Source organism: Xenorhabdus griffiniae (assembly GCF_001028135.1).
GTDB lineage: Bacteria > Pseudomonadota > Gammaproteobacteria > Enterobacterales > Enterobacteriaceae > Xenorhabdus > Xenorhabdus bakwenae.
Window position 1 is genome coordinate 1 of record NZ_LDNM01000120.1, and the last position, 23886, is coordinate 23886.

The 23886-nt window shown below is 44.7% G+C and carries 22 protein-coding genes, 1 tRNA gene and 2 pseudogenes; 5 read left to right on the forward strand and 20 right to left on the reverse strand.

What is annotated here, in order from left to right; all coding sequences use genetic code 11:
• Positions 1-552 precede the first annotated feature (552 nt).
• The 3 genes from AAY47_RS17850 to AAY47_RS17860 are packed head-to-tail and all read left to right on the forward strand — an operon-like array spanning position 553 to position 3838.
• The gene (locus AAY47_RS17850; protein ID WP_047771620.1) at positions 553-1524 is read left to right on the forward strand and encodes an HlyD family secretion protein; all 972 of its coding nucleotides are present in this window, start codon (positions 553-555) and stop codon (positions 1522-1524) included.
• Positions 1525-1541: 17 nt separating this feature from the next.
• Positions 1542-2687, forward strand: a complete 1146-nt coding sequence (locus AAY47_RS17855) for an ABC transporter permease (RefSeq protein ID WP_047771622.1) — start codon at positions 1542-1544, stop codon at positions 2685-2687.
• Entirely contained in the window at positions 2687-3838 is a 1152-nt protein-coding gene (locus AAY47_RS17860) for an ABC transporter permease (protein ID WP_047771623.1), read from the forward strand. Before AAY47_RS17855 ends, AAY47_RS17860 begins: the two co-directional genes overlap by 1 nt.
• Before the next feature lie 238 nt (positions 3839-4076).
• Here the strand turns inward: AAY47_RS17860 and AAY47_RS17865 are convergent.
• The 18 genes and pseudogenes from AAY47_RS17865 to AAY47_RS17940 form a co-directional block, all read right to left on the reverse strand.
• Positions 4077-4880: pseudogene (locus tag AAY47_RS17865) on the reverse strand (IS110 family transposase); the annotation flags it as partial.
• An 87-nt stretch (positions 4881-4967) separates the two neighbouring features.
• A pseudogene (locus AAY47_RS21445) lies at positions 4968-5614 on the reverse strand (IS1 family transposase); the annotation flags it as partial.
• Positions 5615-6365: 751 nt separating this feature from the next.
• Positions 6366-8765, reverse strand: a complete 2400-nt coding sequence (locus AAY47_RS17870; protein WP_047771625.1) for a DNA primase family protein — start codon at positions 8763-8765, stop codon at positions 6366-6368.
• 3 nt (positions 8766-8768) lie between these two features.
• Entirely contained in the window at positions 8769-9035 is a 267-nt protein-coding gene (locus tag AAY47_RS17875) for a hypothetical protein (protein WP_047771627.1), read from the reverse strand.
• Positions 9036-9125: 90 nt separating this feature from the next.
• A complete protein-coding gene (locus AAY47_RS17880; RefSeq protein ID WP_047771629.1) occupies positions 9126-9701 on the reverse strand; it encodes a hypothetical protein in 576 nt (191 codons plus the stop codon).
• Positions 9694-9936 (reverse strand): hypothetical protein, encoded by a 243-nt coding sequence (locus AAY47_RS17885; RefSeq protein WP_047771630.1) that lies wholly within the window; start codon positions 9934-9936, stop codon positions 9694-9696. Before AAY47_RS17885 ends, AAY47_RS17880 begins: the two co-directional genes overlap by 8 nt.
• Positions 9929-10426 (reverse strand): host cell division inhibitor Icd-like protein, encoded by a 498-nt coding sequence (locus AAY47_RS17890; RefSeq protein WP_047771661.1) that lies wholly within the window; start codon positions 10424-10426, stop codon positions 9929-9931. The genes AAY47_RS17885 and AAY47_RS17890 overlap by 8 nt, the downstream gene beginning before the upstream one ends.
• A 110-nt stretch (positions 10427-10536) precedes the next feature.
• The gene (locus tag AAY47_RS17895; protein WP_047771632.1) at positions 10537-11388 is read right to left on the reverse strand and encodes a GIY-YIG nuclease family protein; all 852 of its coding nucleotides are present in this window, start codon (positions 11386-11388) and stop codon (positions 10537-10539) included.
• A 110-nt stretch (positions 11389-11498) separates the two neighbouring features.
• Positions 11499-11714 carry a helix-turn-helix transcriptional regulator gene (locus AAY47_RS17900; protein WP_047771634.1) on the reverse strand — a complete coding sequence of 72 codons (216 nt, stop codon included), beginning with the start codon at positions 11712-11714 and terminating at the stop codon, positions 11499-11501.
• A 114-nt stretch (positions 11715-11828) separates the two neighbouring features.
• Positions 11829-12368: a hypothetical protein gene (locus AAY47_RS17905; RefSeq protein WP_047771636.1), complete on the reverse strand. Its 540-nt coding sequence runs from the start codon at positions 12366-12368 to the stop codon at positions 11829-11831.
• A 474-nt stretch (positions 12369-12842) separates the two neighbouring features.
• On the reverse strand, positions 12843-12992 hold the full coding sequence (locus tag AAY47_RS22310; protein WP_167400594.1) for a hypothetical protein: 150 nt from the start codon (positions 12990-12992) through the stop codon (positions 12843-12845).
• Positions 12993-13147: 155 nt separating this feature from the next.
• Positions 13148-13687, reverse strand: coding sequence for an ImmA/IrrE family metallo-endopeptidase (locus AAY47_RS17910; RefSeq protein ID WP_047771638.1), 540 nt, complete (start codon positions 13685-13687; stop codon positions 13148-13150).
• A 12-nt stretch (positions 13688-13699) separates the two neighbouring features.
• Complete coding sequence (locus tag AAY47_RS17915; protein WP_047771640.1) at positions 13700-14062, reverse strand: helix-turn-helix domain-containing protein; 363 nt, start codon at positions 14060-14062, stop codon at positions 13700-13702.
• 136 nt (positions 14063-14198) lie between these two features.
• Positions 14199-14639 carry an antiterminator Q family protein gene (locus tag AAY47_RS17920; RefSeq protein WP_053014341.1) on the reverse strand — a complete coding sequence of 147 codons (441 nt, stop codon included), beginning with the start codon at positions 14637-14639 and terminating at the stop codon, positions 14199-14201.
• A 535-nt stretch (positions 14640-15174) separates the two neighbouring features.
• On the reverse strand, positions 15175-15474 hold the full coding sequence (locus tag AAY47_RS17925) for a phage baseplate plug family protein (protein ID WP_047771644.1): 300 nt from the start codon (positions 15472-15474) through the stop codon (positions 15175-15177).
• Positions 15475-15476: 2 nt separating this feature from the next.
• A complete protein-coding gene (locus tag AAY47_RS17930; protein WP_047771646.1) occupies positions 15477-16127 on the reverse strand; it encodes a phage baseplate protein in 651 nt (216 codons plus the stop codon).
• A 527-nt stretch (positions 16128-16654) separates the two neighbouring features.
• Positions 16655-17920, reverse strand: a complete 1266-nt coding sequence (locus AAY47_RS17935; protein ID WP_047771648.1) for a tyrosine-type recombinase/integrase — start codon at positions 17918-17920, stop codon at positions 16655-16657.
• A 162-nt stretch (positions 17921-18082) separates the two neighbouring features.
• Positions 18083-18167 (reverse strand) — tRNA-Leu (locus AAY47_RS17940).
• A 439-nt stretch (positions 18168-18606) separates the two neighbouring features.
• Between AAY47_RS17940 and ampH the strand changes: the two genes are divergently transcribed.
• The gene (ampH, locus tag AAY47_RS17945; protein ID WP_047771650.1) at positions 18607-19812 is read left to right on the forward strand and encodes a D-alanyl-D-alanine-carboxypeptidase/endopeptidase AmpH; all 1206 of its coding nucleotides are present in this window, start codon (positions 18607-18609) and stop codon (positions 19810-19812) included.
• Between the two features lie 72 nt (positions 19813-19884).
• On the opposite strand, the gene lptG is transcribed toward ampH, so the two are convergent.
• Both lptG and lptF read right to left on the reverse strand, forming a co-directional pair.
• Positions 19885-20961, reverse strand: a complete 1077-nt coding sequence (lptG, locus tag AAY47_RS17950) for an LPS export ABC transporter permease LptG (RefSeq protein ID WP_047771651.1) — start codon at positions 20959-20961, stop codon at positions 19885-19887.
• Positions 20961-22058, reverse strand: coding sequence for an LPS export ABC transporter permease LptF (gene lptF / locus AAY47_RS17955; RefSeq protein WP_047771653.1), 1098 nt, complete (start codon positions 22056-22058; stop codon positions 20961-20963). Before lptF ends, lptG begins: the two co-directional genes overlap by 1 nt.
• A 280-nt stretch (positions 22059-22338) precedes the next feature.
• On the opposite strand from lptF, the gene pepA reads away from it, so the two are divergent.
• Positions 22339-23847, forward strand: coding sequence for a leucyl aminopeptidase (pepA, locus tag AAY47_RS17960; protein ID WP_047771655.1), 1509 nt, complete (start codon positions 22339-22341; stop codon positions 23845-23847).
• The last annotated feature ends 39 nt before the right edge of the window (positions 23848-23886 follow it).

Here is a 23886-nt window from a genome sequence, read left to right on the forward strand (position 1 = left end):
ATGAATATCTGTCGATAGCCTCTGATGAGAGAAAATAGCGTTTTTTTATTTTTCTATATTAATATATGAGAGTTTATAATTTTAATTATAATGTGTAGTTTTATTGCTTAATTAATTTCTGTTTTCCGCTATTTTTTTATTATCTTTTTTTCATTATCCATATTTTTCATGGGGGAAAAAGGATGATAGAGATTAATCCATCCTCTTTATTAGTTTAATTAATATAAAATTAACTCAACTAATTATTTTACGATGACTATTCAGGTTTATAGGGTAATGCGCTAAATGTTTTGTTTTTGTTAAAATAAATAATACTATTATAGGATGTTTTAGATGAGCATTTCTTTTTTTATGGCTTCAATATCATTTATGTCGATATTTATAACTAGTGAGGGGCGTTTTTCCCAGAGGTGCTAAAATTTAGGCAGTGGAGAATGTCGAGGCTGGATTATCATCATTCAATCTTGACTGATACTGTAACTAATTTCAGATTAGGTTGTTGATTTATCGATTATTTTGACCTGATCGTACGTTTGGGGCTGACAGAGCAGAATGAAAAAAAGAACACTTTTCACAATCTTACTGATTATCTTCCTGATCGCAATGGCTGTGCTTTTCCGTTCCCACAGTCGGGAGCTGTTATTGCAGGGAGAAGTTGATGCGCCGGAAGTGATCATTGCGTCTAAGGCGATGGGGCGAGTCGTTAACGTTCATGTTGTGCGAGGAGATAGTGTCAAAACCGGACAACTGATGGTAAGTCTTGATAGCCCTGAACTGGCGGCTAAAGTTGCTGCGGCACGGGCAGCACGCGATCAAGCCAGAGCAAAACTTGAATTGTCCCTGCATGGAACTCGTGAAGAGAACATTCGGAACTTAGCAGCCACATTGTCACAGGCCCAATCAGAGTACACAAATGCACAACGTGAATTTGATCGCCTTAAAAATATGTCAACCAAAGGCTTTGTGTCTGCTACCGATCTGGATAATGCGCGTAACGCAAGGGATATTGCCTATCAGAAGAGGCTGGGGGCTAAAGCGCAGCTTGATGAAGGCAAAAATGGCGATCGTATAGAGTTACGTCAGCAACTCCAGGCAGCATTAAATGAAGCAGAAGAAAATCTGCGTGAACTGCAAATCCAGAATGATGATCTGCAAGTCAAAGCGCCTGTTGAGGGGGAAGTCGGGCCATTGCCGGCAGAAGTCGGCCAACTTTTTAATGCGAATAGTCCATTAGCGACACTGGTACGCATTTCACAGGCTTATTTCGTCTACAACCTGCGAGAAGATATTTTGGCGGGCGTTCGCAAGGGCGACAAAATTAAATTGTCTGTCCCGGCACTGGGAAATAAGGAGATTGAGGCTGAAATTCGTTATATCGCGTCAATGGGGGATTATGCGACAAAACGTGCAACGCGTGCGACGGGAGATTTTGACCTGAGAACGTTTGAGGTTCGGTTATATCCATTGCAACCCGTTGACGGCTTACGTCCGGGCATGAGTGCTTTATGGCTTTGGAATAAGTAGATATAAGGTGCGGCCTGATGAACAGAAAAGCAGTGTGGCGCAGTTTTAAACAAGAATTTATGCGAGAACTGAGTGCTGCACTGCACAGTCCGGTTTTTCATTGGCTGGGGTGGTTATTTCCTTTACTGCTGTTTATCTTAATCAGTGCGAATTTTTCAAAGGGAACACTGTTTAACCTGCCGGTTTCGGTGGTGGATAATGACCAAAGCATGCTATCACGCACCCTTATCCGGAACTTGAATGCGGCACCTCATGCGAATATCAAGTCTTATAACAATAGCTTACCAGAATCCATAGACCTTTTGCGCGCGGCGCAGGATTACTCTCTGCTTTATCTCCCTGAGAATCTTGAAAAAGAGGCTTTAAGTGGGAAACAGCCGATGGTCATTATGTATTTCAATGCCCTATTTTATGGGGCAGGTCGTTACTCAACACTGGATTTCAGCGGCCTGATAGCTGAAACCAACGCAAAATACCGTGCAATTATTGCTGCCGAAATAGGCCGCCCGTTACCGCCATTAGCGAAAGCGACCATGTCCTATGACAGCTTATTTAACGCCAGCGGCAGTTATATTTATTTCCAGCAATTTGCGGCAACCATCCATCTATTACAGCTTTTTGTTGTCACATGTACTATCTACACCATGGCCAGAGAGAAGCGGCTCCTGAAGGCGAAATATTTCGTTGGGGCATTGTTAGGAAAATTGGCACCTTATACCTTGATATTCACCCTGCTATTGATGGTAGAAATTACCATACTGGTTATGTCTTCGGGGGCCAGAGTCGCGGGTAATCCGCTGTACATGCCGATTGTTGGATTTTTCTATGTCATTGCGGCGCAAAGCATTGGCCTGTTGCTGTTTACCTTCACCAACACGGCAATAACGGCCTACACCTTGATTGGGATGCTGGTCAGTATTGCGATGACATTTTCTGGCATGATCGTGCCACAACTTGCCATGATATGGCCTGCAAGAATTATCTCTATGCTTGAGCCATTAACCTATGCCTTGAATGCCATGTTTGACATTTTCCTGCGGGAAGTCTCACTACAGATTATTTTGTATGTTTGCCTGATATTGATGATTTATCCTGTGGTTTGCAGCCTTTTGATTCGCAATCGCTTGTGGAAACGGCTTAATCAATCAGAAGGAACCCCATAATGTCAGATAATGGGCAAACAAATGGGCCATCGAATTGGGCGTTGTACTGGCAGACACTGCGTAATGTATTTTTGGTGATGCTGGAAAAACCCATGTGGTTATTATTGATTGTTTCGCTATGTGTGATGAGTCTGGTTTACGCTCGTCCTTCTTTGTGGGACTTACCGATCGCTGTGATCGATAAAGATAACAGTTATGCGAGTCGCACGTTGATCCGTAATATTGATGCCATGGCTAAAGTGGCCCCCAAAAGCTACAATAATCTCGACAATGCCCGCCATGATATGCTACAGCGCACCATCTTTGCCATTATCATCGTACCGATGGATTTTGAAAAACGCCTGTTAGGTGGACAAGATGTCACTGTGCCGGTTTATGGTGATGCGACCAATCGTCTCGCTAATGGGCAGATTCAAAAAGATTTGATGTTGGCTTATCAACAACTTTTATCAGAATACAACGGCAAATTACTTTTGCAATCGGGCTTTAGTCTTGAGCAGGTGAAAACCTTGCTACAACCGATTCGGGGTGAAACCATTGGATTATTTAATCCGGGGGTCAGTTATGCTGCAATCGTATTTCCGGGTTTGTTAGTCATGCTGTTGCAACACTCCTTATTAGTCGCTTGTGTTCGCGTCAGTATTACCCTACGGGATACCCCCAAAGGTAATCCGCCGCTCCCGATCTATTTGGGCACATTATCTGCTTTGATCCCTATCTGGCTATTTCTGTCAGTGATCTTTTTTATTCTGTGGCCGTGGATATTGGGGTATCGGCAAGATGCACCGATTCACCTCGTGCTTTTACTGACATTCCCGTTCCTGTTAGCGGTATTGGGATTGGGAAAATTGGTGACAGAATGCCTGCGTAGCGTAGAAATGATTTATTTAACGCTGGCTTTTATTACCACACCGATCTTCTATATTTCAGGCACAATCTGGCCGCCTCAGGCGATGCCTGAATGGGTCAGAGTGATTTCATTGGCCTTGCCATCGACATGGGCAACAAAAGCGATAGCCGGGGTTAACCAGATGGGGTTGCCATTGCACAATGTGTTCAACGATATCGGCATGATGCTGCTGCTTGGTGTGATATACATGGTTCTGGGTATTTTAGTTGGTATGCTGCGTAAGCAACGGGTCATGTATTGAATAGTTAGATCATTCATTAAACGTAGTTTTCACGCTCAATGAACGTCCCTATCACCTTGTCATGCATACATGGACGCCCCTTGTTTGCCAAACAATCGTTTGTCATGACCAGAACCAGGTTAAGATTGCAGCCATACATCCGGACTTTAGTTGAGGCCGTCGCCCCTGTCCCTGATGGAATTCGCTGACCAGGCTCTTATCATTTCGACGCGCTATAAGCGCTTGCATGACACCAGAGTTTCCTGATCACGGTCCGACCTGTCTTGCCATCACTTCTCGATTGTCGGGGAACCAGACCCAGCCATGCCGCCAACTGGCGACCATTGGCGAAGTGTCTAGCATCCCCTATCGATGCGACCAGCGCGCTTGCCGTTATCGGGCCGATACCCGGTATTGCCAATAATCTCCGGCTGTCTGCATTGCCACGATGCCAGCGTTGAATTTCCTGTTCCAGTTCCGCAACCTGACGATCAAGCTCTTTCAGGTGTTCACCCAACCGCTGGAGCAGTTGCCTGAAGGTCTCTGGCAGGCAATGACTGGCGTCCTCCAGAATCTCGGGCAGTCGTACTGCAATCTGCTTTATTCCCTGAGCGATAACGATCCCAAACTCGCCCAGGAAACCACGAATGGCATTGGCCTGCGCTGTACGGGCTTTGACAAATCCCTCTCGTGCGCGATGTACCGACAGGATGCTTTGCTGTTCTTCTGTTTTTATTGGGACAAAGCGCATATTCGGTCGTGTCACCGCTTCACATATCGCTTCCGCATCGGCGGCATCGTTTTTATTGGTTTTGACATAGGGTTTAACAAACTGTGGTGCGATTAATTTTACTTCGTGACCAAAACCTTGCAGCTTACGTGCCCAATAATGTGCCCCACCACAGGCTTCCAGACCAATCAGGCAAGGTGGCAGGTTGACGAAAAACGTCAGCATTTTCGCGCGCGGTAGCGGTTTTTTGAGTACCGTTTTACCCTGTGCATCGACGCCGTGGACCTGAAAAACATTTTTTGCCAGATCGATACCCACTGTTGTAATCCTCATGGTGGACGCTCCCGTTATTAATTGGCTGTGTTGAATACACTTCCATTTTGGCACACTGATGCCGCTTAAATGGGGCGTCCATCCCATTATCTCTTCGGATTTGGAATAGCCAATCGTCTTTCGATTCAGCCTTTTTAGGCGAGTACGATGGGTGAGATTGGTTCTTTCTATTCGTTGGGTAAACATTTTTCCTGTTAAGTGCTCTTCTTCTGAAAGACAATCATAAACCGCATAATCATTCGTACAATAAAATCGAACTTTAAAAGGAGACAGTAATGTCCGCAGTTTATCCAGTATCTTCCTGCTGCGATCACCAAAAACATGCGCGACTATTCGTTTCATTCGGGGTTCCCAGGCATACCAAAGCCAGCGCGGGTTCTTCTTGCTGCCTACAAACGACCATTGTTCATCTATTTCACAGATAAGCTGAATGTTATTTCCATCAAGGGGCAGCGTAGTCACGTTCCGGGGGGTAAGTTTTTTAGTGTGTTCAGGACAGTAGAGGTGGCAACTTTCAGTACACGTGCGGTATCACGAATGCCGCCATTATTCATGGTTATATCGACAATTTGCTCTTTAACGCCCGGTTTACAGGCTTGGTAGGTCTATTCCAACTGAAAGACTTTGCAACAGCCATAGCAGCGATAACGAGGATGTCCCCCATGACCTTTTCCATGTCCTTTCACTTTTTCTGATTTGAGACAATAACGACAATAAACGTCAACTTTAGCCAGACTTCACCTAAAAAAGCTAAAAGCATATCACATCAACTAACTATTCAATACATGACCTCTGAATAGGCTCTTAGGTTTCGCAGTCTCGATTTGTCGGGCGTTTAGTTTCATTTTTGGGGCACATTTACAATCGAAGTGTTGGTGCCCCAAATTATGCCCCTTGCTGCATGTTGATTGCAACAGACCACAGTAGACGTCAAAATAACTAACCATCTTGATTTATTGTAGTTTTTTGGGAGTTTGTAGACTTGGGTAGACGTTAGGAAACTAACGAATGGTGCGAAGTCCGGACTCGCCTTGTTATTTAATTTATTAATATTTAAAGAAAAATAAAATTATTTTATTTTATGTTCCCCCAAATGTTCCCCCACGTGCATTTTTGCCATTTTCTTCTCGAAAAAAATATTAACGATGTTGAGCATTTGTATACCCATCTAGGTAACGCATTCTGACCTCTTATTTAAACAAGCGTTCTGAGTCTTATTTTATTAACAATATTGTTTAATTTAATTAATGCATGCTGCTGGTGGAATTAAAAAATATACCAGAAAACCAGACAATTTAGCCTCAACTGTTCACACTATTCTCAAGGCCAAAAACACATGTTAATTAATTGAATTATAATGATTTAATGTGTGTATACTCCTATTCACACCCGTATTCACACTGTTCATGAATTGATTACTAAATATACAAAAAGCCTCTAAATTAGAGGCTTCTATGTAACTAGTAAAACTTTGCATTTATACAACTAACTAAAAACACTTAAATCTTCTTTATTAAACTCAAAGATTACCCACTCATTAGCCTCATCAGTTAGCATCACGTTATACCGATATCCTAAGCGTGTTTTAACTTTCTGTAGGCTTATCCCGACATCTTTCAATATTTCCGGTAGCTGCGCCCCGAAGCGGGTTACGTTCAGTATGTTCTTGTGCCCGTGGGCTTCCATATACAAGATATACGCATGATAAAGGTACTTGTCAGGGTAGAACGGCGGCTTATTGATGCCCATATACATTCCCGTAGCATTGATTAACGCCTTTAGATAACTACAGAATCCATACAGCGGGTCACTGGCATTCTTCACCAATAAGGCTTCTGGTGACTGTCGTTGTTCAATCAAAAGCTGTTTTGCCCGTTCTGGTTTAGCAAAGCCCACCAGCAAGCAACGAACAATCACGGGCAATTCAACTTTTATCTTTTCTAATAGCTTCGGATCTTGCTCCCCTGCTTTCACTTGGTTATTGAATGGAAAAATGACACGCCGTCTGGCTATCCCTCCTTGACGCTCAGTAAAGTGCATCGGTTCATTGTTCGTTGCCACAATCACCGCCTGAATGACTGTTTCATATGGCCTGATATGCTTAGGATCGATTTTAACGGGGTCGCCGCCAGTAATCGCTTTCAAGCCAGCGCCATCACCCACATAGCGGGTCTGGTCTGGCAGAATAATCAGGCTCTTTCCCACAAAGGAATCCCGTTCGCGGGGGGTATCCAGATCTTTTACGCTGCCACTTGCGGTGTTATGGCTTCCCGCCAATAAGGTAGCAATGCCCGTAAAGACGCTTTTCCCGCTGCCCCCAAGCCCGGTAATTTCAAGGAATAACTGCCAGCTATAACAGTTGGCCAACACAGAAAACAGCCCTGCTTTAATGCGTTCCATATATGAGGCATTATCGCCTGCGCTCTGCGTAAGCCATTTGTAGAAGTTCGGCGCGTGGTCTTTCAGGTTTTCACCCGGTAGTGGATCGGTAAACGTCACACCATTATGATTGGTTAGCCAGTCTTCGGGGTTATGCGCCCTGAATGCTTGGTTTTCCAGATCATAAACACCATTCGCAAAGCCAACCAAATAGCGTGATGCCTCGCCCATAATGGGTATTTGCAATTTCATTGCACCGACAGCACCAGACACCGCCCGGGGGCTGAATGTGGCGTTATTTTCCGTGAACATCTTCGCCATCTGGCGCTCTAATGCGGCATCAGGCACGTACTCCCACACTTGCCCGTTATAATAGTACGCGAATACACTATCTTCGGATTTCATCCGAATAAGGCCGTAATGCTCTGCTAACAGCTCACCACGTGTACTCGGTGCCATCTCGCCAATACTCTGAGCCTTAAGACGCAAAGCACCGGGATTTGTCCAGCCAAGCTTTTGTGCCTCGCTGAAAATACCGCGATAACTTGAGCTATTGGCGTGCAGATAGTTATCCCATTTATGCGCCGCCACAGCATGAAGATCTTCTTCGGGATAGGCATCTTGGGCTGTCACCGACCAGTCAATAAATAGCTGGCGGGCTTCGTCTTCCTGTTCCGTGTCTTTCAGCGACGCCAGACGATAACCATTATCCGCCCACGTTTTATTATCATAGGCCTGCTTCAACATTTCAGGGTGCCACAGAGCGCTACGCAGATCAGCGATAAGATGCGCATCAATAAGCTCAAAGTCGGCAAAATCAGCTTCATCAGGTACTGGCGCTTTCTTCTGGCTGGTGGACTTATCGCTTTGCGGTTTAGCAACGGGCAAGGGTAATAGGTCAACATCAATAACCTCGCCTTGATAGATGTTGCTTTCTGCCCCCTCATGAGGGCAGTACAGATAACTTTGTGCACCGTAGACACTCCGATCAAAGACCAGATAGTCATTCTCTTTAACCCAACGTGCCTTTTCGCCTTTGATGCCGTCAAAAGTAAAGCCGGCTTCCTGCATCAACGCGCTTTCAAATGCTGTACTGATTGCCCGACGTTCATCGGGTTCAACCAAGCGGGAAGACTCATACACCAAGCGTATACGGGGATTCTCTTTGGTGCTGCTGGCTGTGTGGTACATCAGCATTGAATACTGCGCTAACACTGGCATTAGTGCCGCTGCTGCATTAGGTGTGCTTTCGTCAATATCAGCACAGCCAAAAGCACAAGCCGCCATATTATCGACTCGACGTCGCATTCCTTTTTTCTTGGTTGGTGGCGCGAACCAGTACAGCTTTTTCTTTTCTTCGTTACGCGCTTTGTTATTCATGCCGGGCAGTATGGCAATTTCTACCCGTTTAGATAAAATGAACTCGCTGAATGCCAGAAAGCTACTTTTTGTACCAAGTGCGGGGTTCTGCGGATTACCCCGCGCTAATAAGAATTGTACTGCCATCGTTTACCGGCTCCCTTTCTTTTTCGCAGCTTGGCGCTTCTGTACCTCTGCCTGACGACGCAAAGCCCGATTTAAATAACCATCACTAAGAAACACAATCCCTCTATTGTTCTGCGGGTTTGGAGTGTCGGTAAGCATGTCTGTAGGTAGAATATTGTCGCTTTCTGGATATCCATAACGCGCTCTGACTAAAATCTTTCCTTTAACAGAACTATGCTGCTGCATTAAGGTGATATTTGCCTGTGTTTTTGAACGTGGTGTCTTAGCCATGGCTTCCCCCTGTATTGCCGTTCTGCTTGCTCTCGCAATCGTTAACTGTTTCAGCTACAAAGCTGGTGGATTGAGTGATTAAGTGGCTCATCAGTGCAGAACCTCCGGCTGTTTGAGCGTTATCCCGAATACACCTTCCCCGCTGAGGCTAAGGTACATAGCGGTAAAAACGCCTTTGCCAAAATCTGAGATCTTTAAGCCTTTGTCAGGGGTGGGAATTATCATTTCTTGATAGAAAAGGAGGGTGTGCTTTATTCCCTGTTCATGCCCAAAACTCTCAGTCAGTGCGACTTCAATGTTGTTCTCCATAGCAAGACGCACACTGGCGATGGAAAGAATGAAAGTAATAGGGGAATTTTCCAGCATGAAGATCGGCTTACCGTGATTCTTTTTCGTTTGTTCCAGAACCCATAAATGCGCCACCATCCAACGAATGCAACGAATGTAGGGTATCAGTTCTTTTTCAGTCTGATTTTTGAACCATTCGGAGGTCAACAGTACGCCTATGATCGGTTGTTCGTCCCACTCCCCCTTATTTAACCGGTCTATAATCGAGGCCACAGGCAGAGAGATAACTATCTCCTCTTGGCTGTTTTCTTCTGACTGGCAATACAGCGTCACAATGCCGTTTTCCACGACAGAACGGTAAGTATCGTAATTACGCATATTGCACCTCATTAGCATGGGTAACGTTGGGTTCAGCCTCAGCCGTCCAGTAAGTGCTTTTGGCCTTGTCGGTATGCAGTTGTAACAGTTGCTGGGCGTATTCCAGTAAGTCGGCCTCGATATCCCTTGCCTCTGGATCTAGGCGCAGGTACTCCACGGCCTTAAGAAATGCCGCAACCGGCTCTAACACATCGGCGGGGTGAGCATAGATAGTTGCCAAGGAACGATCAGACATGGCGCACCTCCTGTACTGGCAGGCGTCCGGCAAAGAGCAGGACGAAATCACGGGAAAAGACAGAACGGGCATCGTGCTCATCAGAGGCAATAGCCTCTACACGACTAGGAGTTGCGTCTACATCTGCACGTTTGATACTCAGAAACACGAATTTGAAATGGGTGGGGGTAGGGGTAGTCGCCATAGTTGCGATCTCCTTGATGTAATATAAGGAGTCACCACCAGAGTTCTCACACTCGGAAAGGGCGGTGACACTAGCAGAGGTGAGAATACTGGACATCAAGGAAACCAGCCTACCTTTCGGTAGCTCCGCTAGCATCACCATTGAATACGTATAGGCGAATACCGCCTCAAATGAAAGGTGCTGCGATGCAGTGACACAAAAAAAGACGCTAGGCGCGTCATGTGTCGCCAAGATGTTAATCAGGTTCTCACGCCTGACACCAGATTTTGCTGGTGCAGGGTCAATATAGCCAATGTTCGATGACAAAGTAAAGAGGCAATGATCACTATTTTTGTGACCGTGCTCGCTTAAGGCGTTAAAAAACTCAATAGGTTGCGTAGTGTTGCAGGAAAAATCCTTCCGTATACTTGCTGTCATTAGTTCGCCTCCATGCCATGAGCTAACGCCAGTTTTTCAATATTAAGAAAATGAGAAAAATACTTTGAAACTGACTGATTACGCCATGATTCCGCTTGAGAATTGAATTCCGATATATTGCTAATATCCAGTATGTGATCCGTTAAATCGCTTTCTTCTACCTCTCCTTCACTTCCTACCTGCTTCCATTCAGCTTCGATTACCGATAACTCAGCGTTTCTATAGCCATTGGGGTAAATCTCATGAGCAGCACGGTTATTCAGTAAAATAACAGCACCATAAGCATGAATGTAACTCGCTATATAAGCAGGAACTCCAGCGCCTAAACTACGCAAAAAGTTTTTGCTTTCATCAGATAGAATATCGAGCAAAACGGACTCAAGTTTCTCCTGCTCCACATTAGCGCATATCCATAAATAAACATGGTATGGATTGTGTTTAACACGAGGTATCGGCTCTGCGTGTAACTCATTAGCTACTTGCTGCACAACCTGTTTGACTACTTCAAAATCCGCTGAAAACCATTCCCCAGCGCAGCTATACGCTGATAACAGGCAATGTGAGCGGGATTCTATTTCACTGTATTTTTGCTCTACCGAGGTACAAAAAACATCGGTTATGACCACTCCGCTACCGCTGGATAGCTGCTTTATACGTGCGGGGACATTCCTTGTTTTACCTACTTTCACTAATCCAATATTCGATTTAGCAACATAAACAAAACCGCCTTGTAGACCCTTTGGCATAACACATTTGTTAATATGGTCTAATGTCGTGGCGGTAATATCGCCAATCCTGAATTTAGGGTAAGTTTGTCCGGTGGCATTTAAGCCACTTTTTAAATGTTCCATGTTTATGACTCCGTTATTCGGTAGGGTACTGCGATAAAATTAATTCAGCTTGCGTTGTTACTCTTGCCCGTATATCCACCAGCAAAGGCAAGCAGGTTTTATCCGGCGTATTAGCCATTGCTCGCCCCCAAGCGTTCGTCCAAGCGTGATTCGATAATGCGTCGATTGATCCACGCATCAACTTCACTTTCGATGAATGCAGAGGCACGCTCACCTGTCTTTATTTGCTTGGGGAATTTCCCTTCGGAAATGTACTTATACACCGTGGACTTGCCTAGACCGGTACGGCGGCATACTTCGGGTAATCTGATAAGAGAGTGTTGCATAGATAATAGCCTTTCTCGGTTGTTGTTAAACGGTACGAGAGAAAGACTATTATTTTGTGTAGATGATGTGGTGGAGTTTTAAAAAATTCCTCGGAGTTTTTAAAACTCCCTATCTCACTCCGGTCTTACATTGGCTTGTTTGAGCCACTTAGATATAGTTTTGTCGTCAAGATTGGTGAAGCTCTTAATCTTGGGGATACGGGCTATTTTTTGCCTTAATGATCCTATGCTTCCCTTAAAATCTTCGCCTGTTAATCCGTGAGACTCAAGCAAATCAACAATAACCCTGCTTTGTTTTGCAGTTTCCTTAATTCTAGGTGCGGGCTTTTCAACAGAAGAATTATTCAGAATATTGTATGCCTTTATCAGCTCTTCTTGTGTTATGACTAAATCAGTTAATTCTATTTCTATGCCAACTTCTGAAACACACTTTTTGATCACTTCACTGACTTTTTTATTTCTGAGAAGAATCGCACCAATTTCTAAACAAGACACGGAATCCCATTCAATCAAGCCACAGGTAGGATCGGGGTATAAATGAAACTTGATAGCATCTGTTTGAGCTAAAAGTAATAGTTCCATCTCAGTACAGTTAATGGTCTTTACGGCTAAATCTAATGGGTAGTATGGGAGGACTAAATTAAGGTCGCTCATCACGTCTGCCTTATAACGTTATGCCTTAACAATGGAGGTGATGAGGCAGGCGGTAAGGCATATCGCTTTTCTCTTCCGGTAAGATAGCCTCATCAAATAACATTGTGCTATAGCTGGTGGAATTTGTCCAAAGTCTGATTACTCCGAAATGAAACAATTAAACCTAATCAAAGGGTTATAGATAAGCTGAGAGGATATCTTATTGATTGATATTAACTTCCTGCAATGGAGGAAGTTGAGCAGCGGGGAAGAATTGCCGGGGAAGTGTCTAACTTGCTGAATTGGCTTAATTCCGTTGGTTAGACGGAATCACTTTGCTGGTGGATTTACGGGCAAGGGGGTTACTAATAGTAATATCTAAAATATTTATTAATAAACTTAAAATTATAAGACATTTATATAAACTTCCATTGAAAATAGAGTATAAATAAATATAAGCGAGGTTCAAAGACCTAACCCCGCTTAACATATTAATTAACAGCGTACTAAGAAAGCCCAAGCTTGATACCCGTATTCATGAGCATCAAGAACTTTGTCCGATTTTCCGCGCACTTTACGGTATCGACAAAACTGCCAGCGAAAGCCTTTTGGAGCAGCTTTGTTCACGATGGTTCGTAGACTCATACATATACACCTCCTTATCAAGAGCGATTTTTCCCTTGAACTCCTTTACTGAAGGTGGTAGTTTTCAGCTTGTCAAACGAAGTTCTTCGGTGGTGATGCCTCTTGAATTCATCACCTGATCAAGGTCCTAAAGGTGGCAGCCTAAAGGGCCTTTTTCATTTCTCGTATAATTTTCTGAATTCTTTTACCTGTTTTTCAGCGGCTTCTATCGATACCCCACATTCATTAGCAACGTCATCAATACTCATTGCAAGTAATTCTTTCGAGTGAGAAGCAGGAATTAACAGTTCCCCACCAAAGCAATTAGCTTGCCACTCACTGCTTTCATAAGCTTTCAGTACGTTGACATCATAAGCTCTCGCGAAAGCAACATCCTTATGTAAGAAATAATGACCTAATTCATGCGCTGCGGTCATCCTATCACGTCCTGATCCTTCAAGCGCTTGATTATAAACATCCTCTCTCAAGATTATTTTCTTTTCCCCTGGAATTGCCAAGCCATGGTTATTACCCATTTCCGATATTTCGTGAACTTCAAGAGTAAAGTCCTTTTCAATCTCTGGCATTACAAATTCCAGCATTTCCATAACGGGGAAATATAATCCTGATACTTTAAACTTATTTCTTACCGTATCTGCCAGTTCACGAATAGCCCTTCGGCTTAAAGGGGGCACTTTAAAAACCGGACCACTCAAGATTAATTCTCCTTAATCCTTTTTACCCGCATTTAGAAGCTTTAGAAGCTTAGCGAAATCGTCTTCGTCGAGGTCATCAAAGCTACGGGCAAAAGACATTGCTGCGTTTCTTGCATTAGCACTACGCCCCATTAAATTAATTTCTACAGACTGCTGAGAATCTTTAGCCGCATTTTTTAATTTAACTTTGTCACCAGGTGTCTTAGCTAAATAAGAAACAATGTTATTAAGTACACTATCAGTAATGGCTCTCTTACCCGTCTCAATCGCGGAAAGGTAAGAAGAAGTCATACCCATAGATTCGGCCATCTCTTTAAGAGTGATACCTAAATCTATACGCATTTTTCTAACGATCTTACCAAACGGCGTTAACATGTTTTGCCCCTTTAAATTTTATTTAAATAAGCAGATAGAAAAAAGCAATCTGCCTATTATTAATTTACAAGAAAAAGAGGTAATAATCAACTAAATTCTGTTGATTTATTTTCTGTGTATAGAAAACAAATTAATGTTAATCAGAAAATCTTCGCATGGCTAGCGCTGAACTGAGCTTATTTGCATAGTTACCGTGGAAGCCATAGATAAGATCAATTTCCAAAGGTTCGTCTAACGCCTCCAGGCACCCAAGAATAAAACTTTCAGCCACCAGCATACGCTTTCTGACTTCGCTCTCACCGATCTTGAACTCGCGCCCAAGTGCACGTTTAGACCTACCATTAACGTAGTGGCGCTCGATAAAATCACATTCCTGAGCCATGCCGACATTACGCAGCTTGGCTACACAGCTATCAATAAGCATCCCGTCCTCGTCACTGCACGTTAGCTTGTTATTGCTGGTATACATCACTACGTCTTTAAACCCAGCGGAAACAGACTTCCACCCAATGTTAACCCTACCTTGCACTACCCACCCGCCCCAATGCGTTAATATCTTCTGCATATCTCTGTGCATGATTTTTTATCCGCCCCGAACGTACCAGTTAGATAGTACAGTTTAGCATTGGTAGTCGATAGCGGGAACGTGATAAATAGACGATCCAAAATTGGACTTTAATGATTTCAAAGGGCTTTTCCACCATTGGTGTAGAAGTCTATCCGTACCCCAAATTTGGATAACAATGATTTCAATGGGTTATCTTGATTCCGTGTGCTGTACGGAATTAAACCTTATCAAAGAGTTACCCGTAGTTATGATGGTTGAAATACCAACCCTTAATATAACCTACTGATTCAGCTTAATTATAACGATTCGTTAGAATCAAAAGCGTCTTGCTTTTAACTGCCGGGATATCAGTAAGGGGCGCTACTGGTAATACTTTACCAGTTTATCCACCTTGCATAGCTTCCGCTTTAAGATGTAAATTTTTACACGTTGGCTAACTCTTTGATATTACCCGTAAAGCATATTTGATTTACGGGTAAACATTTGATTTTAATCATGAAGCAAGTTTTGAATCATGGTCAATTTCTTGACCATCAATGTTGTCTCAAAAAGATTTGAAGTATAACCGCCCGGCACCGCCAACCGCCTCTTCGCTCTTCTCGTCAACACCATTACAAACAAAAAACAATGCACCGTTAAAACCTAGATACCTATGCCGCTCCAAAATATCTATGCCAGTAACCAGCGGTGTTCCTAATACAATTGGTTCGCCGTTCGGGTACATGATATCTAATAACCAGCCTGCAACTCCCCCGTACTGTATTCTCATCCGGTATTCTACGCCGCCTAGCTGAATATCAAATAATTGGTTTTCATTCAATAAAGGGATCTCTACAATGCTCATTTTCATTCTCCTGTGATTCTCTTTCTAGCCCTAGTTAATGCCCCGCCTAATAGCTCATCTAAGGCTTTAAATCCCGCATCTAACAGGCTTTGGTTTGAGTCAACTGTTATTGATGTTATCTTTCCTCGGTCAATTGCTGGCCTAATATCTAACGGTGCTTTCATTGATACCCGTGGAGCTTTCACCCCACCAAGCGTTGCGATATTGGCAATAATCACCTCACGCAAGGTCAGAGTGACCATCAGGACGTTTTCAGACGTCTTATCCGTTTTTACCTCTATGGCTTTGATCAACATATTTCTGTACCGACGTTTGCCCGTGATGACGTCGAATGGCTCCTTAGAAGCTCTGAGTTCGAGCAATTGTTGGTATATCTCTTTAGGGCTTTTGCCCAAGACTTCTTCGGTGTCAAAATCAAACACTTTCGTTGGCATATCAAAGCCATCAATCATCGAACCGCCACCCGCAAAGCCAATTTCCATCGTGACTTCTGACGGCTTGTCATACGCATGGTCACTGATAGTCGCACCACGCTGTACCGGGTGCTCAGTAATTTCAGTGGCGTCAATGTGCTTTTCCGATATCACCACACTCGGCACTATCAGCCCTATTTTTCGCGTATTCTGAAAGAGTAACGTTGATAAAATATCCATTAACTCACCTCAAGGTTATATAGATGAACTGCCATCAAATAATCGCATAAAGTTTAGGCTAATGGAAATTTTCACCAAGCCTTTAATACCAAGTCATAACAGGTAAGCGAGCGCTCACAAATCTAATTTTCAACCGAAAACTACAGAGAACTACAGAATAAAAAAGCAGCAGTTAGATCGGGTTATTAACAGGTGGTATTGCGTAGGGAAAAACGGGATAGCAAGGCGGGTGGAGTAATCGCGATAAATGGCACAGTGAAGCAGGAGCGAAGCGTGCTTGTATAAAAATTTTCGTTAACCCCTGCTCGCCTGTTTCGGGCAAGGGATAGTAAGGGGCGCAGCCTTAGACGGCGCCAACTCTTATAAATGTGTGAACAGCAAGTGAATAGTAATGAACACTACTATTCACATAATTTTTCTTTTAAAATTAAATACATATATTATTTGTGAACAGTGTGAACAGTTATATATATAATAGTTTTTTGTTTTCAGAATATATTTTTATTAAAAAGGGCTTTCGCCCTAATCTAACCCTTGCCCGAAGACTGAGCGAAGTCAAAAGGTGTTATATATCCACCTCGTACAGCGTCTATATAGTCCGCCCACCATTGCACCATTAAGCGCCGTTCGTCCAAGTAATGAGACGTATGCAAATAGGCTGCTTTTACTTTCTTCCGCTCTATATGGCTTAACTGACGCTCTATAACATCGTCCGACCATAAGCCAGATTCGCCCATTGCGCCTCGTGCCATTGTTCTAAAGCCGTGGTGACATACATCCTTTGTCGTGTCGTAGCCCATTGTGCGAAGCGCTTTATTGACCGTATTTTCGCTCATGACCTTACTAGGGTCTCTGGCACCCGGGAAAAGGTGCTCGTTATCGCCGCTGATCTCTTTTAGTTCCACCAGCAACGTAAGGGCTTGTCTACTTAACGGGATAATATGGGCTGTTTTCATTTTCATGCCGCGATGAGAGAACTTCACACCGTCGATACCTTCCCGTTGACCGGGTATCTCCCATATTGCCCGTTCTAAATCAAATTCTTCCCAACGAGCAAAACGTAACTCACTGGCTCTAACGTAGGTCAATAAGCCCAGCTCAATAGCCAAACGGGTTATCTTACGGCCTTTAAGCGCTTTGATGCGTTCCAGAAACTCAGGAAATTGGGCAGGCAGTAGGGCGGGGTGATGTGTAGTTTTAGTGGTAGAAAGCGCGCCTGCCATATCATTAGCGGGGTTAGTATCAATAATATCTTTCTGCACGGCATAGCGCATAATCGCGGTAACACGTTGCTGTAGTCGCTTCGCCACGTCATTTTTCCCCTCCTCATCGATCGCTGTTATAGGGGCTAATAACTGACTGGTCTTTAACTTGCGAATATCGAGCTTTCCAATATGGGGAAAGATATATATATCTAAGTAGCGTAGTACCCGCGCTCGGTGGTCTTCACCCCAGTTCTTTTGCTTACTGTGCCACTCACGAGCAATAGTCTCAAAAGTAAATGCCCCCACAGCTTCTAAATGTTCCCCCTTTTGTACGTCTTTGGGGTCTATTCCTTCCGCTAATGCTTTCTTCGCCTCATCACGTTTTGCACGGGCTTCTGCAAGGGTTACTGTCGGCCACACACCAAATGCCAAGCGATCTTCTTTTCTGTCTCTGGGGCGTCGGTATTTCAAACGCCAATATTTACCACCGCTGGGGGTTACTTCCAGATACAAGCCGCCACCGTCAGCAAGTCTATATTTCTTATCTTTGGGCTTTGCAGTCTCTACTTGTCTAGCATTGAGCTTCATTTGGGGGCACCTCAATTGACCTAACTGAATGTTCCCCCAATTGTTCCCCCAAATGACATAGATTGCAAGGGACGTTATGAGATACTATTAGATATTGGATTGTTGATTTTATTGAGGTTTTTTATTTCTATGGACAATAGGAGACGACTACGGAAGTGTATATGGTGCCGAAGGCCGGACTCGAACCGGCACACCCGAAGGCGGTTGATTTTGAATCAACTGCGTCTACCGATTTCGCCACTTCGGCACTGAAATGATTCGGAGAACGGGGGCCATTATACCTGTCAGAAGCACATTCGCAATACTTATCCTTTCGATTTTGCTCAAGTGCCGAAAAAAGAATCGCTTATTCTATTTTTTCGCCAGATTTTTACCAGTAACGCTTAAAAACTAAACCGCTTTTTCTATCCTATCCCGCCAATCCCTCCTCACACAATTCCTTCCAGCCAATAGACAACCTATAAACTCCTCACACAATTCCTTCCAGCCAATAGACAACCTATAAACTCCTTATATAATTCAAAACAATACACTGCTATGAGGTAAATTATCATGACTATTATCAGTTGGATTTTTACAGGTATCCTGTTGGGTATCGTTATTGGGGCCATAATGGCGATATGTAAGAAAAACAAATAACAGCTTTATTCCTTCACTTGAATGCTCCCTGATTGGTTAATCCAAAAATGAAAAAACGGCTATATAAACTGTGTGCAGTTTCCGTCATGACATGGGCGATTTCAGCTTGTGCAGATTCTGGTTATTCACACCAGAAAAAATTTCAGCAATCCCATGCGCAACCGGCAAAATGGGGAGTGTTCGAGAGTAACGACAATATTAAGAAAATAGCTGCTGCATTGATCGACCAGTATTCCCAATCCATCTTTGAAGAGGGCAATCCTTTGGGAATGGCGATGGTGGTGATCGATAATAATCAGGTTATACATCGCAGTTTCGGGGAAACTTATCCAGGGAGCGGCGTTCGGCCACGGCAGGATTCTTTAATTCGTATTGCTTCTATTACCAAATTGATGACCAGCGAGATCATGGTTAAGTTGGCACAGAAGAAACGTCTCAAGATTACCGATCCGTTGCAGAAATACACTTATCACAGTGTCCATGTACCAAATTACGGCGCAGGGCAGCCAATCCGACTGTATCATCTGGCAAGTCATACCAGCGGATTGCCTCGGGAACAGCCTGGTGGAAAATGGGGACGCCCTGTATTTATTTGGCCGACCCAATCGAACCGCTGGACTTGGCTGAAAACCGCAGGAATAGATGCGGCGCCCGGCACGACGGCGTCGTATTCCAACCTGGCCTATGATTTATTGGCTGATGCCCTTGCTAAAGCCACGGGAAAACCCTATTCCCGTCTGCTACAAGAGGAGATTACTCATCCATATCGCATGAAAGATACGACACTGACACCCACACCATCCCAATGCGCCCGTTTAATGGCGGGGGTTAAATCCAGCCCTTGCGTCAATACGATTGCTGCCGCAGGCAGTGGCGGAATTTATTCTACTCCCGCAGATATGCAGCACTGGATGCAACAGTTTTTATCTTCCCATAATCAGTTAAGGAAGCAGACTGCCAGCCGTGAACAAGGTATCTACTTTAAACGTGCCGATCTGAAATCAATCACAGGGATGGATGTTGCGGGACTGGCAGACGGAATTGGGCTTGGCTGGGTATATATGGATACCAACGGTATTTATCAGAAAACTGGCGGCGGCGGTGGGTTCAATACCTATATGGCAATGATCCCTGAAAGCAATATCGGCGTATTTGTGGTGATGACCCGCAAGGAGCAAAGTAAATTTAGTCGTGTGACGAATGGAGTTAATGAATTAGTTGCCGCATTGGCGCGCAATCATCAGCAAATTTAGTTTTATTAAAAAATCGCCTCCACTGTTGAAGGTGGAGGCAGCGACAGATAAGTCAGCTGAGATATCAGTTTGTTATTTTCTATATAAGAGTAAGTAAACACTCACTGCAAAAAACAATAAACTTGGCAACAGCGCCCCTAATATCGGCGGCATACTATAAACCAGACTGAGCGGGCCGAATATCTCATTCAAGACATAGAACACAAAGCCCATACTGATCCCCACCACAACCCTGAATCCCATCGGCACGCTACGCAGTGGCCCGAAGATAAAGGAAAGTGCCATCAGCATCATCACCGCAACCGATAAAGGTGCGAAGATTTTCTTCCACATATTAAGCTGGTAACGTCCGGCATCCTGTTGGCCCTGTTGCAGGTAGGTAATATATTGATGCAGGCCGCGTATGGAAAGCGCTTCAGGATCAAGGGAAACGACGCCCAGTTTTTCTGGTGTCAGCCGACTTTTCCAGTCCGCAGAAAGATGTTGTGACCCCGTGATCCGCCCATCCTGGGTTAAATCGGATTCTTCAACCTGAGATAACTTCCATTGATGGTTATTTTGATCATACACCGCTGACGCCGCATACCTTATGGATAACAGTTTTTGGTTGTCATCAACATGATAGATGTTGACACCGTTTAGGGCATTGTCCTTCCCAACACTCTGGATATAGACAAAATCTTGACCGTCTTTCGCCCAAAGCCCTTTAGTAGTGGACATCAGTGAACCACCATACATTTTTTGGGAACGGTAATTGCGGGCAATCTGTTCTCCTTGTGGGGCAACCCATTCACCAATGACCATCGTCAGCAAGACCAGCGGGATTGCCGTTTTCATGACTGCACCCGCCACTTGCAGACGGGTAAAGCCAGAAGCCTGCATGACCACCAGCTCACTACGCGTCGCCAGTGCGCCCAGACCTAATAACGCCCCGAGCAGAGCAGCCATAGGGAAGAAGATCTGAATATCTTTGGGAATACTCAACAGGGTATAAATGCCTGCGGAAAATGCGCTATATTCCCCCTGCCCGACTTTGCGTAGCTGATCGACAAACTTAATGATGCCGGAAAGCGATACCAGCATAAATAAAGTCATCAGGATGGTTTGCAGGATGGTGCGCCCGATATATCTATCCAATACCCCAAACATCATGACGCTCCTTGAGTCTTAAAGTGCGAACGCAGTTTGCGCATGGGGACGGTATCCCACAGATTAAGGGTCACTGCCAACGCAAAGTACACGCCGTTGACCAACCACATGCAGAACAGAGGATCAAGTTTACCTTTACTGCCATTGGAATGCAGGGAGCTTTGCAGCAGGAAGAAAATCAGATAGAGTAACATGGCGGGTAGCATACTGAGTATCCGCCCCTGACGCGGGTTCACGACACTTAACGGCACCACCATCAACGCCATGATCAACACCGAAGCAATCAACGTCAGGCGCCAGTGAAATTCGGCACGAGAGTCGTTATCGGTATCATGCCAAAGCTGTTCAATCGATTTTTGTTCAACTTTGTTATCGATATCTGCTTTTTGGTGCCCAATTATGGCCTGATAATTAGTGAACTCCGTAATACGGAAGTCACGCAACAGTGCCGTACCCTCATAGCGCATTCCTTGATGAAGTACCGCCACCTGATTACCATTCGGACGTTCTTCCATATGCCCGCCATCTGCAATGACCACAGAAGGGCGCTGGTCATTCGCCGGACGGAGCTGGGCCAGGAAAACATTCTCAAACGTGTTCCCCTTCACGTTACCGATATACAGCACCATGTTGCCATCACGAGAAGGTTTGAATTGCCCTTCCATAATTGCCGCAAGGCTTGGATTGGCTTTTGCATCCGCCAGTACTTGCGCTTTAGATTTGGCAGACCACGGCGTGACCCAGATAACGTTAGCCGCCGCCAACGCTGATGTGAAGAGAGCCAGAATAAGGGCTGATTTCACCAATACACTTTTGCCCAACCCGCAGGCATGCATAACGGTGATTTCACTTTCGGTATAGAGTTTGCTGAACGTCATTAATACCCCAAGAAATAAACTCAGGGGCAAAATAAGCTGCGCCATCTCTGGCACACCTAAACCTAACAACGATAAAACCAAATTTGCGGGAATATTTCCTTCCACCGCCGTACTCAATACGTCAACTAATTTCTGGCTGAAAAAGATCAGCGATAAGATGAACAGTATTGCGATTTGGCTTTTCAGGGTTTCCCGTACTAGATATCTAATGATGATCACGCTTATTACGCCTGTGAAAACTTGTCTTTTTGCAGGAAAGTCGCTAACTTCGTCGTATATCTACCATTTATATGAATCAGTTTGGCTTCCCCATCGCTAAAATGATACCAAAGCATTCCATATATTGGTTCCCAATTAGAACATAGTTATCGTTATCTAAGTATCAAAAAATAATAGGCTTAGTTTAACATAACCGTTAATTTTCTTTGGGATGAATGAATGCGGAACGCGGTATTTTAGCGATTGTATCCGTCTTTGTCTTTAAGATTCAGGAGAACGCATGGAGTTTAGTGTAAAGAGCGGTAGCCCGGAGAAACAGCGCAGTGCCTGTATTATTGTCGGCGTGTTTGAACCCCGCCGTCTTTCCCCTATCGCAGAGCAGCTTGACAAAATAAGTAACGGCTATATCAGTGCGTTATTGCGCCGTGGTGAACTTGAAGGCAAGGTAGGTCAAACCTTGTTGCTGCATCATGTTCCGAATGTACTGTCTGAGCGTATTTTGCTGGTTGGATGTGGAAAAGAGCGTGAGCTGGATGAACGCCAGTATAAGCAAATTATCCAGAAAACAATCAGTACCCTCAATGAAACCGGTTCAATGGAAGCGGTTTGTTTCTTGACAGAACTGCACGTGAAAGCGCGCAATAATTACTGGAAAGTCCGTCAGGCGGTCGAAACCGCCAAAGAGTCACTGTATGTTTTTGATCAACTCAAGAGCAGCAAAAATGAATTGCGCCGCCCGCTGCGTAAAATGGTGTTCAATGTGCCGACCCGCCGTGAATTGACCAGCGGTGAACGCGCTATTCAGCATGGTCTTGCCATCGCATCGGGTATCAAAGCGGCGAAAGATCTCGCCAATATGCCACCCAATATCTGTAATGCGGCGTATTTGGCATCTCAGGCGCGCCAGCTTGCTGACAATGTGGCTAATCTGACCACCAAAGTCATTGGTGAAGAGCAGATGAAAGAGCTGGGTATGAATTCTTATCTGGCGGTTGGTCAGGGTTCACAGAATGAATCCTTGATGGCCGTTATGGAATATAAAGGCAGCGCAGACGCCAATGCGAAACCGATCGTATTGGTGGGCAAAGGGCTGACGTTTGATTCCGGCGGTATCTCGATCAAACCTGCCGAAGGCATGGATGAGATGAAATATGATATGTGCGGTGCAGCTTCCGTCTATGGCGCCATGCGCGTTGTTGCCGAACTGCAATTGCCAATCAATGTCATCGGTGTCCTGGCAGGCTGTGAAAATATGCCTGGTGGACGCGCCTATCGCCCTGGCGACATTCTAACTACCCTGTCCGGCCAGACCGTTGAAGTGACAAACACGGATGCGGAAGGTCGCCTGGTACTGTGCGATGCGCTGACTTATGTTGAGCGTTTTGAGCCGGAATCAGTCATTGATGTCGCCACCTTGACCGGCGCTTGTGTGGTCGCGCTGGGCGGTCACTACACCGGCCTGTTGTCTAACCATAATCCCCTGGCGCATGAACTGCTGAATGCCTCAGAGCAGGCAGGAGATCGTGCATGGCGTCTGCCGTTAGCGGATGAATATACCGAACAGTTAGAATCCAACTTTGCGGATATGGTCAACGCGTGTGGGCGCTCTGGTGGTGCAATTACCGCAGGCGCTTTCCTGTCCCGCTTTACCGCCAAATATCACTGGGCGCATCTGGATATTGCGGGTACAGCATGGCGTTCAGGTAAAGCGAAAGGAGCAACAGGTCGTCCGGTTGCACTCCTGTCACAATTCCTGTTAAATCGTTCAGGTTTGAATTCTGATGATTAATGCTCCCACCGCTTAATGGAATTAGGGTATTGCAACTGC

Excerpts from the sequence above, each read along its gene's own strand:
- AAY47_RS17850 (WP_047771620.1), top strand. The coding sequence starts at position 553 with ATGAAAAAAAGAACACTTTTCACAATCTTACTGATTATCTTCCTGATC.
- AAY47_RS17855 (WP_047771622.1), top strand. The coding sequence starts at position 1,542 with ATGAACAGAAAAGCAGTGTGGCGCAGTTTTAAACAAGAATTTATGCGA.
- AAY47_RS17860 (WP_047771623.1), top strand. The coding sequence starts at position 2,687 with ATGTCAGATAATGGGCAAACAAATGGGCCATCGAATTGGGCGTTGTAC.
- AAY47_RS17870 (WP_047771625.1), bottom strand. The coding sequence starts at position 8,765 with ATGGCAGTACAATTCTTATTAGCGCGGGGTAATCCGCAGAACCCCGCA.
- AAY47_RS17875 (WP_047771627.1), bottom strand. The coding sequence starts at position 9,035 with ATGGCTAAGACACCACGTTCAAAAACACAGGCAAATATCACCTTAATG.
- AAY47_RS17880 (WP_047771629.1), bottom strand. The coding sequence starts at position 9,701 with ATGCGTAATTACGATACTTACCGTTCTGTCGTGGAAAACGGCATTGTG.
- AAY47_RS17885 (WP_047771630.1), bottom strand. The coding sequence starts at position 9,936 with ATGTCTGATCGTTCCTTGGCAACTATCTATGCTCACCCCGCCGATGTG.
- AAY47_RS17895 (WP_047771632.1), bottom strand. The coding sequence starts at position 11,388 with ATGGAACATTTAAAAAGTGGCTTAAATGCCACCGGACAAACTTACCCT.
- AAY47_RS17900 (WP_047771634.1), bottom strand. The coding sequence starts at position 11,714 with ATGCAACACTCTCTTATCAGATTACCCGAAGTATGCCGCCGTACCGGT.
- AAY47_RS17905 (WP_047771636.1), bottom strand. The coding sequence starts at position 12,368 with ATGAGCGACCTTAATTTAGTCCTCCCATACTACCCATTAGATTTAGCC.
- AAY47_RS22310 (WP_167400594.1), bottom strand. The coding sequence starts at position 12,992 with ATGAGTCTACGAACCATCGTGAACAAAGCTGCTCCAAAAGGCTTTCGC.
- AAY47_RS17915 (WP_047771640.1), bottom strand. The coding sequence starts at position 14,062 with ATGTTAACGCCGTTTGGTAAGATCGTTAGAAAAATGCGTATAGATTTA.
- AAY47_RS17920 (WP_053014341.1), bottom strand. The coding sequence starts at position 14,639 with ATGCACAGAGATATGCAGAAGATATTAACGCATTGGGGCGGGTGGGTA.
- AAY47_RS17925 (WP_047771644.1), bottom strand. The coding sequence starts at position 15,474 with ATGAGCATTGTAGAGATCCCTTTATTGAATGAAAACCAATTATTTGAT.
- AAY47_RS17930 (WP_047771646.1), bottom strand. The coding sequence starts at position 16,127 with ATGGATATTTTATCAACGTTACTCTTTCAGAATACGCGAAAAATAGGG.
- AAY47_RS17935 (WP_047771648.1), bottom strand. The coding sequence starts at position 17,920 with ATGAAGCTCAATGCTAGACAAGTAGAGACTGCAAAGCCCAAAGATAAG.
- ampH (WP_047771650.1), top strand. The coding sequence starts at position 18,607 with ATGAAAAAACGGCTATATAAACTGTGTGCAGTTTCCGTCATGACATGG.
- lptG (WP_047771651.1), bottom strand. The coding sequence starts at position 20,961 with ATGTTTGGGGTATTGGATAGATATATCGGGCGCACCATCCTGCAAACC.
- pepA (WP_047771655.1), top strand. The coding sequence starts at position 22,339 with ATGGAGTTTAGTGTAAAGAGCGGTAGCCCGGAGAAACAGCGCAGTGCC.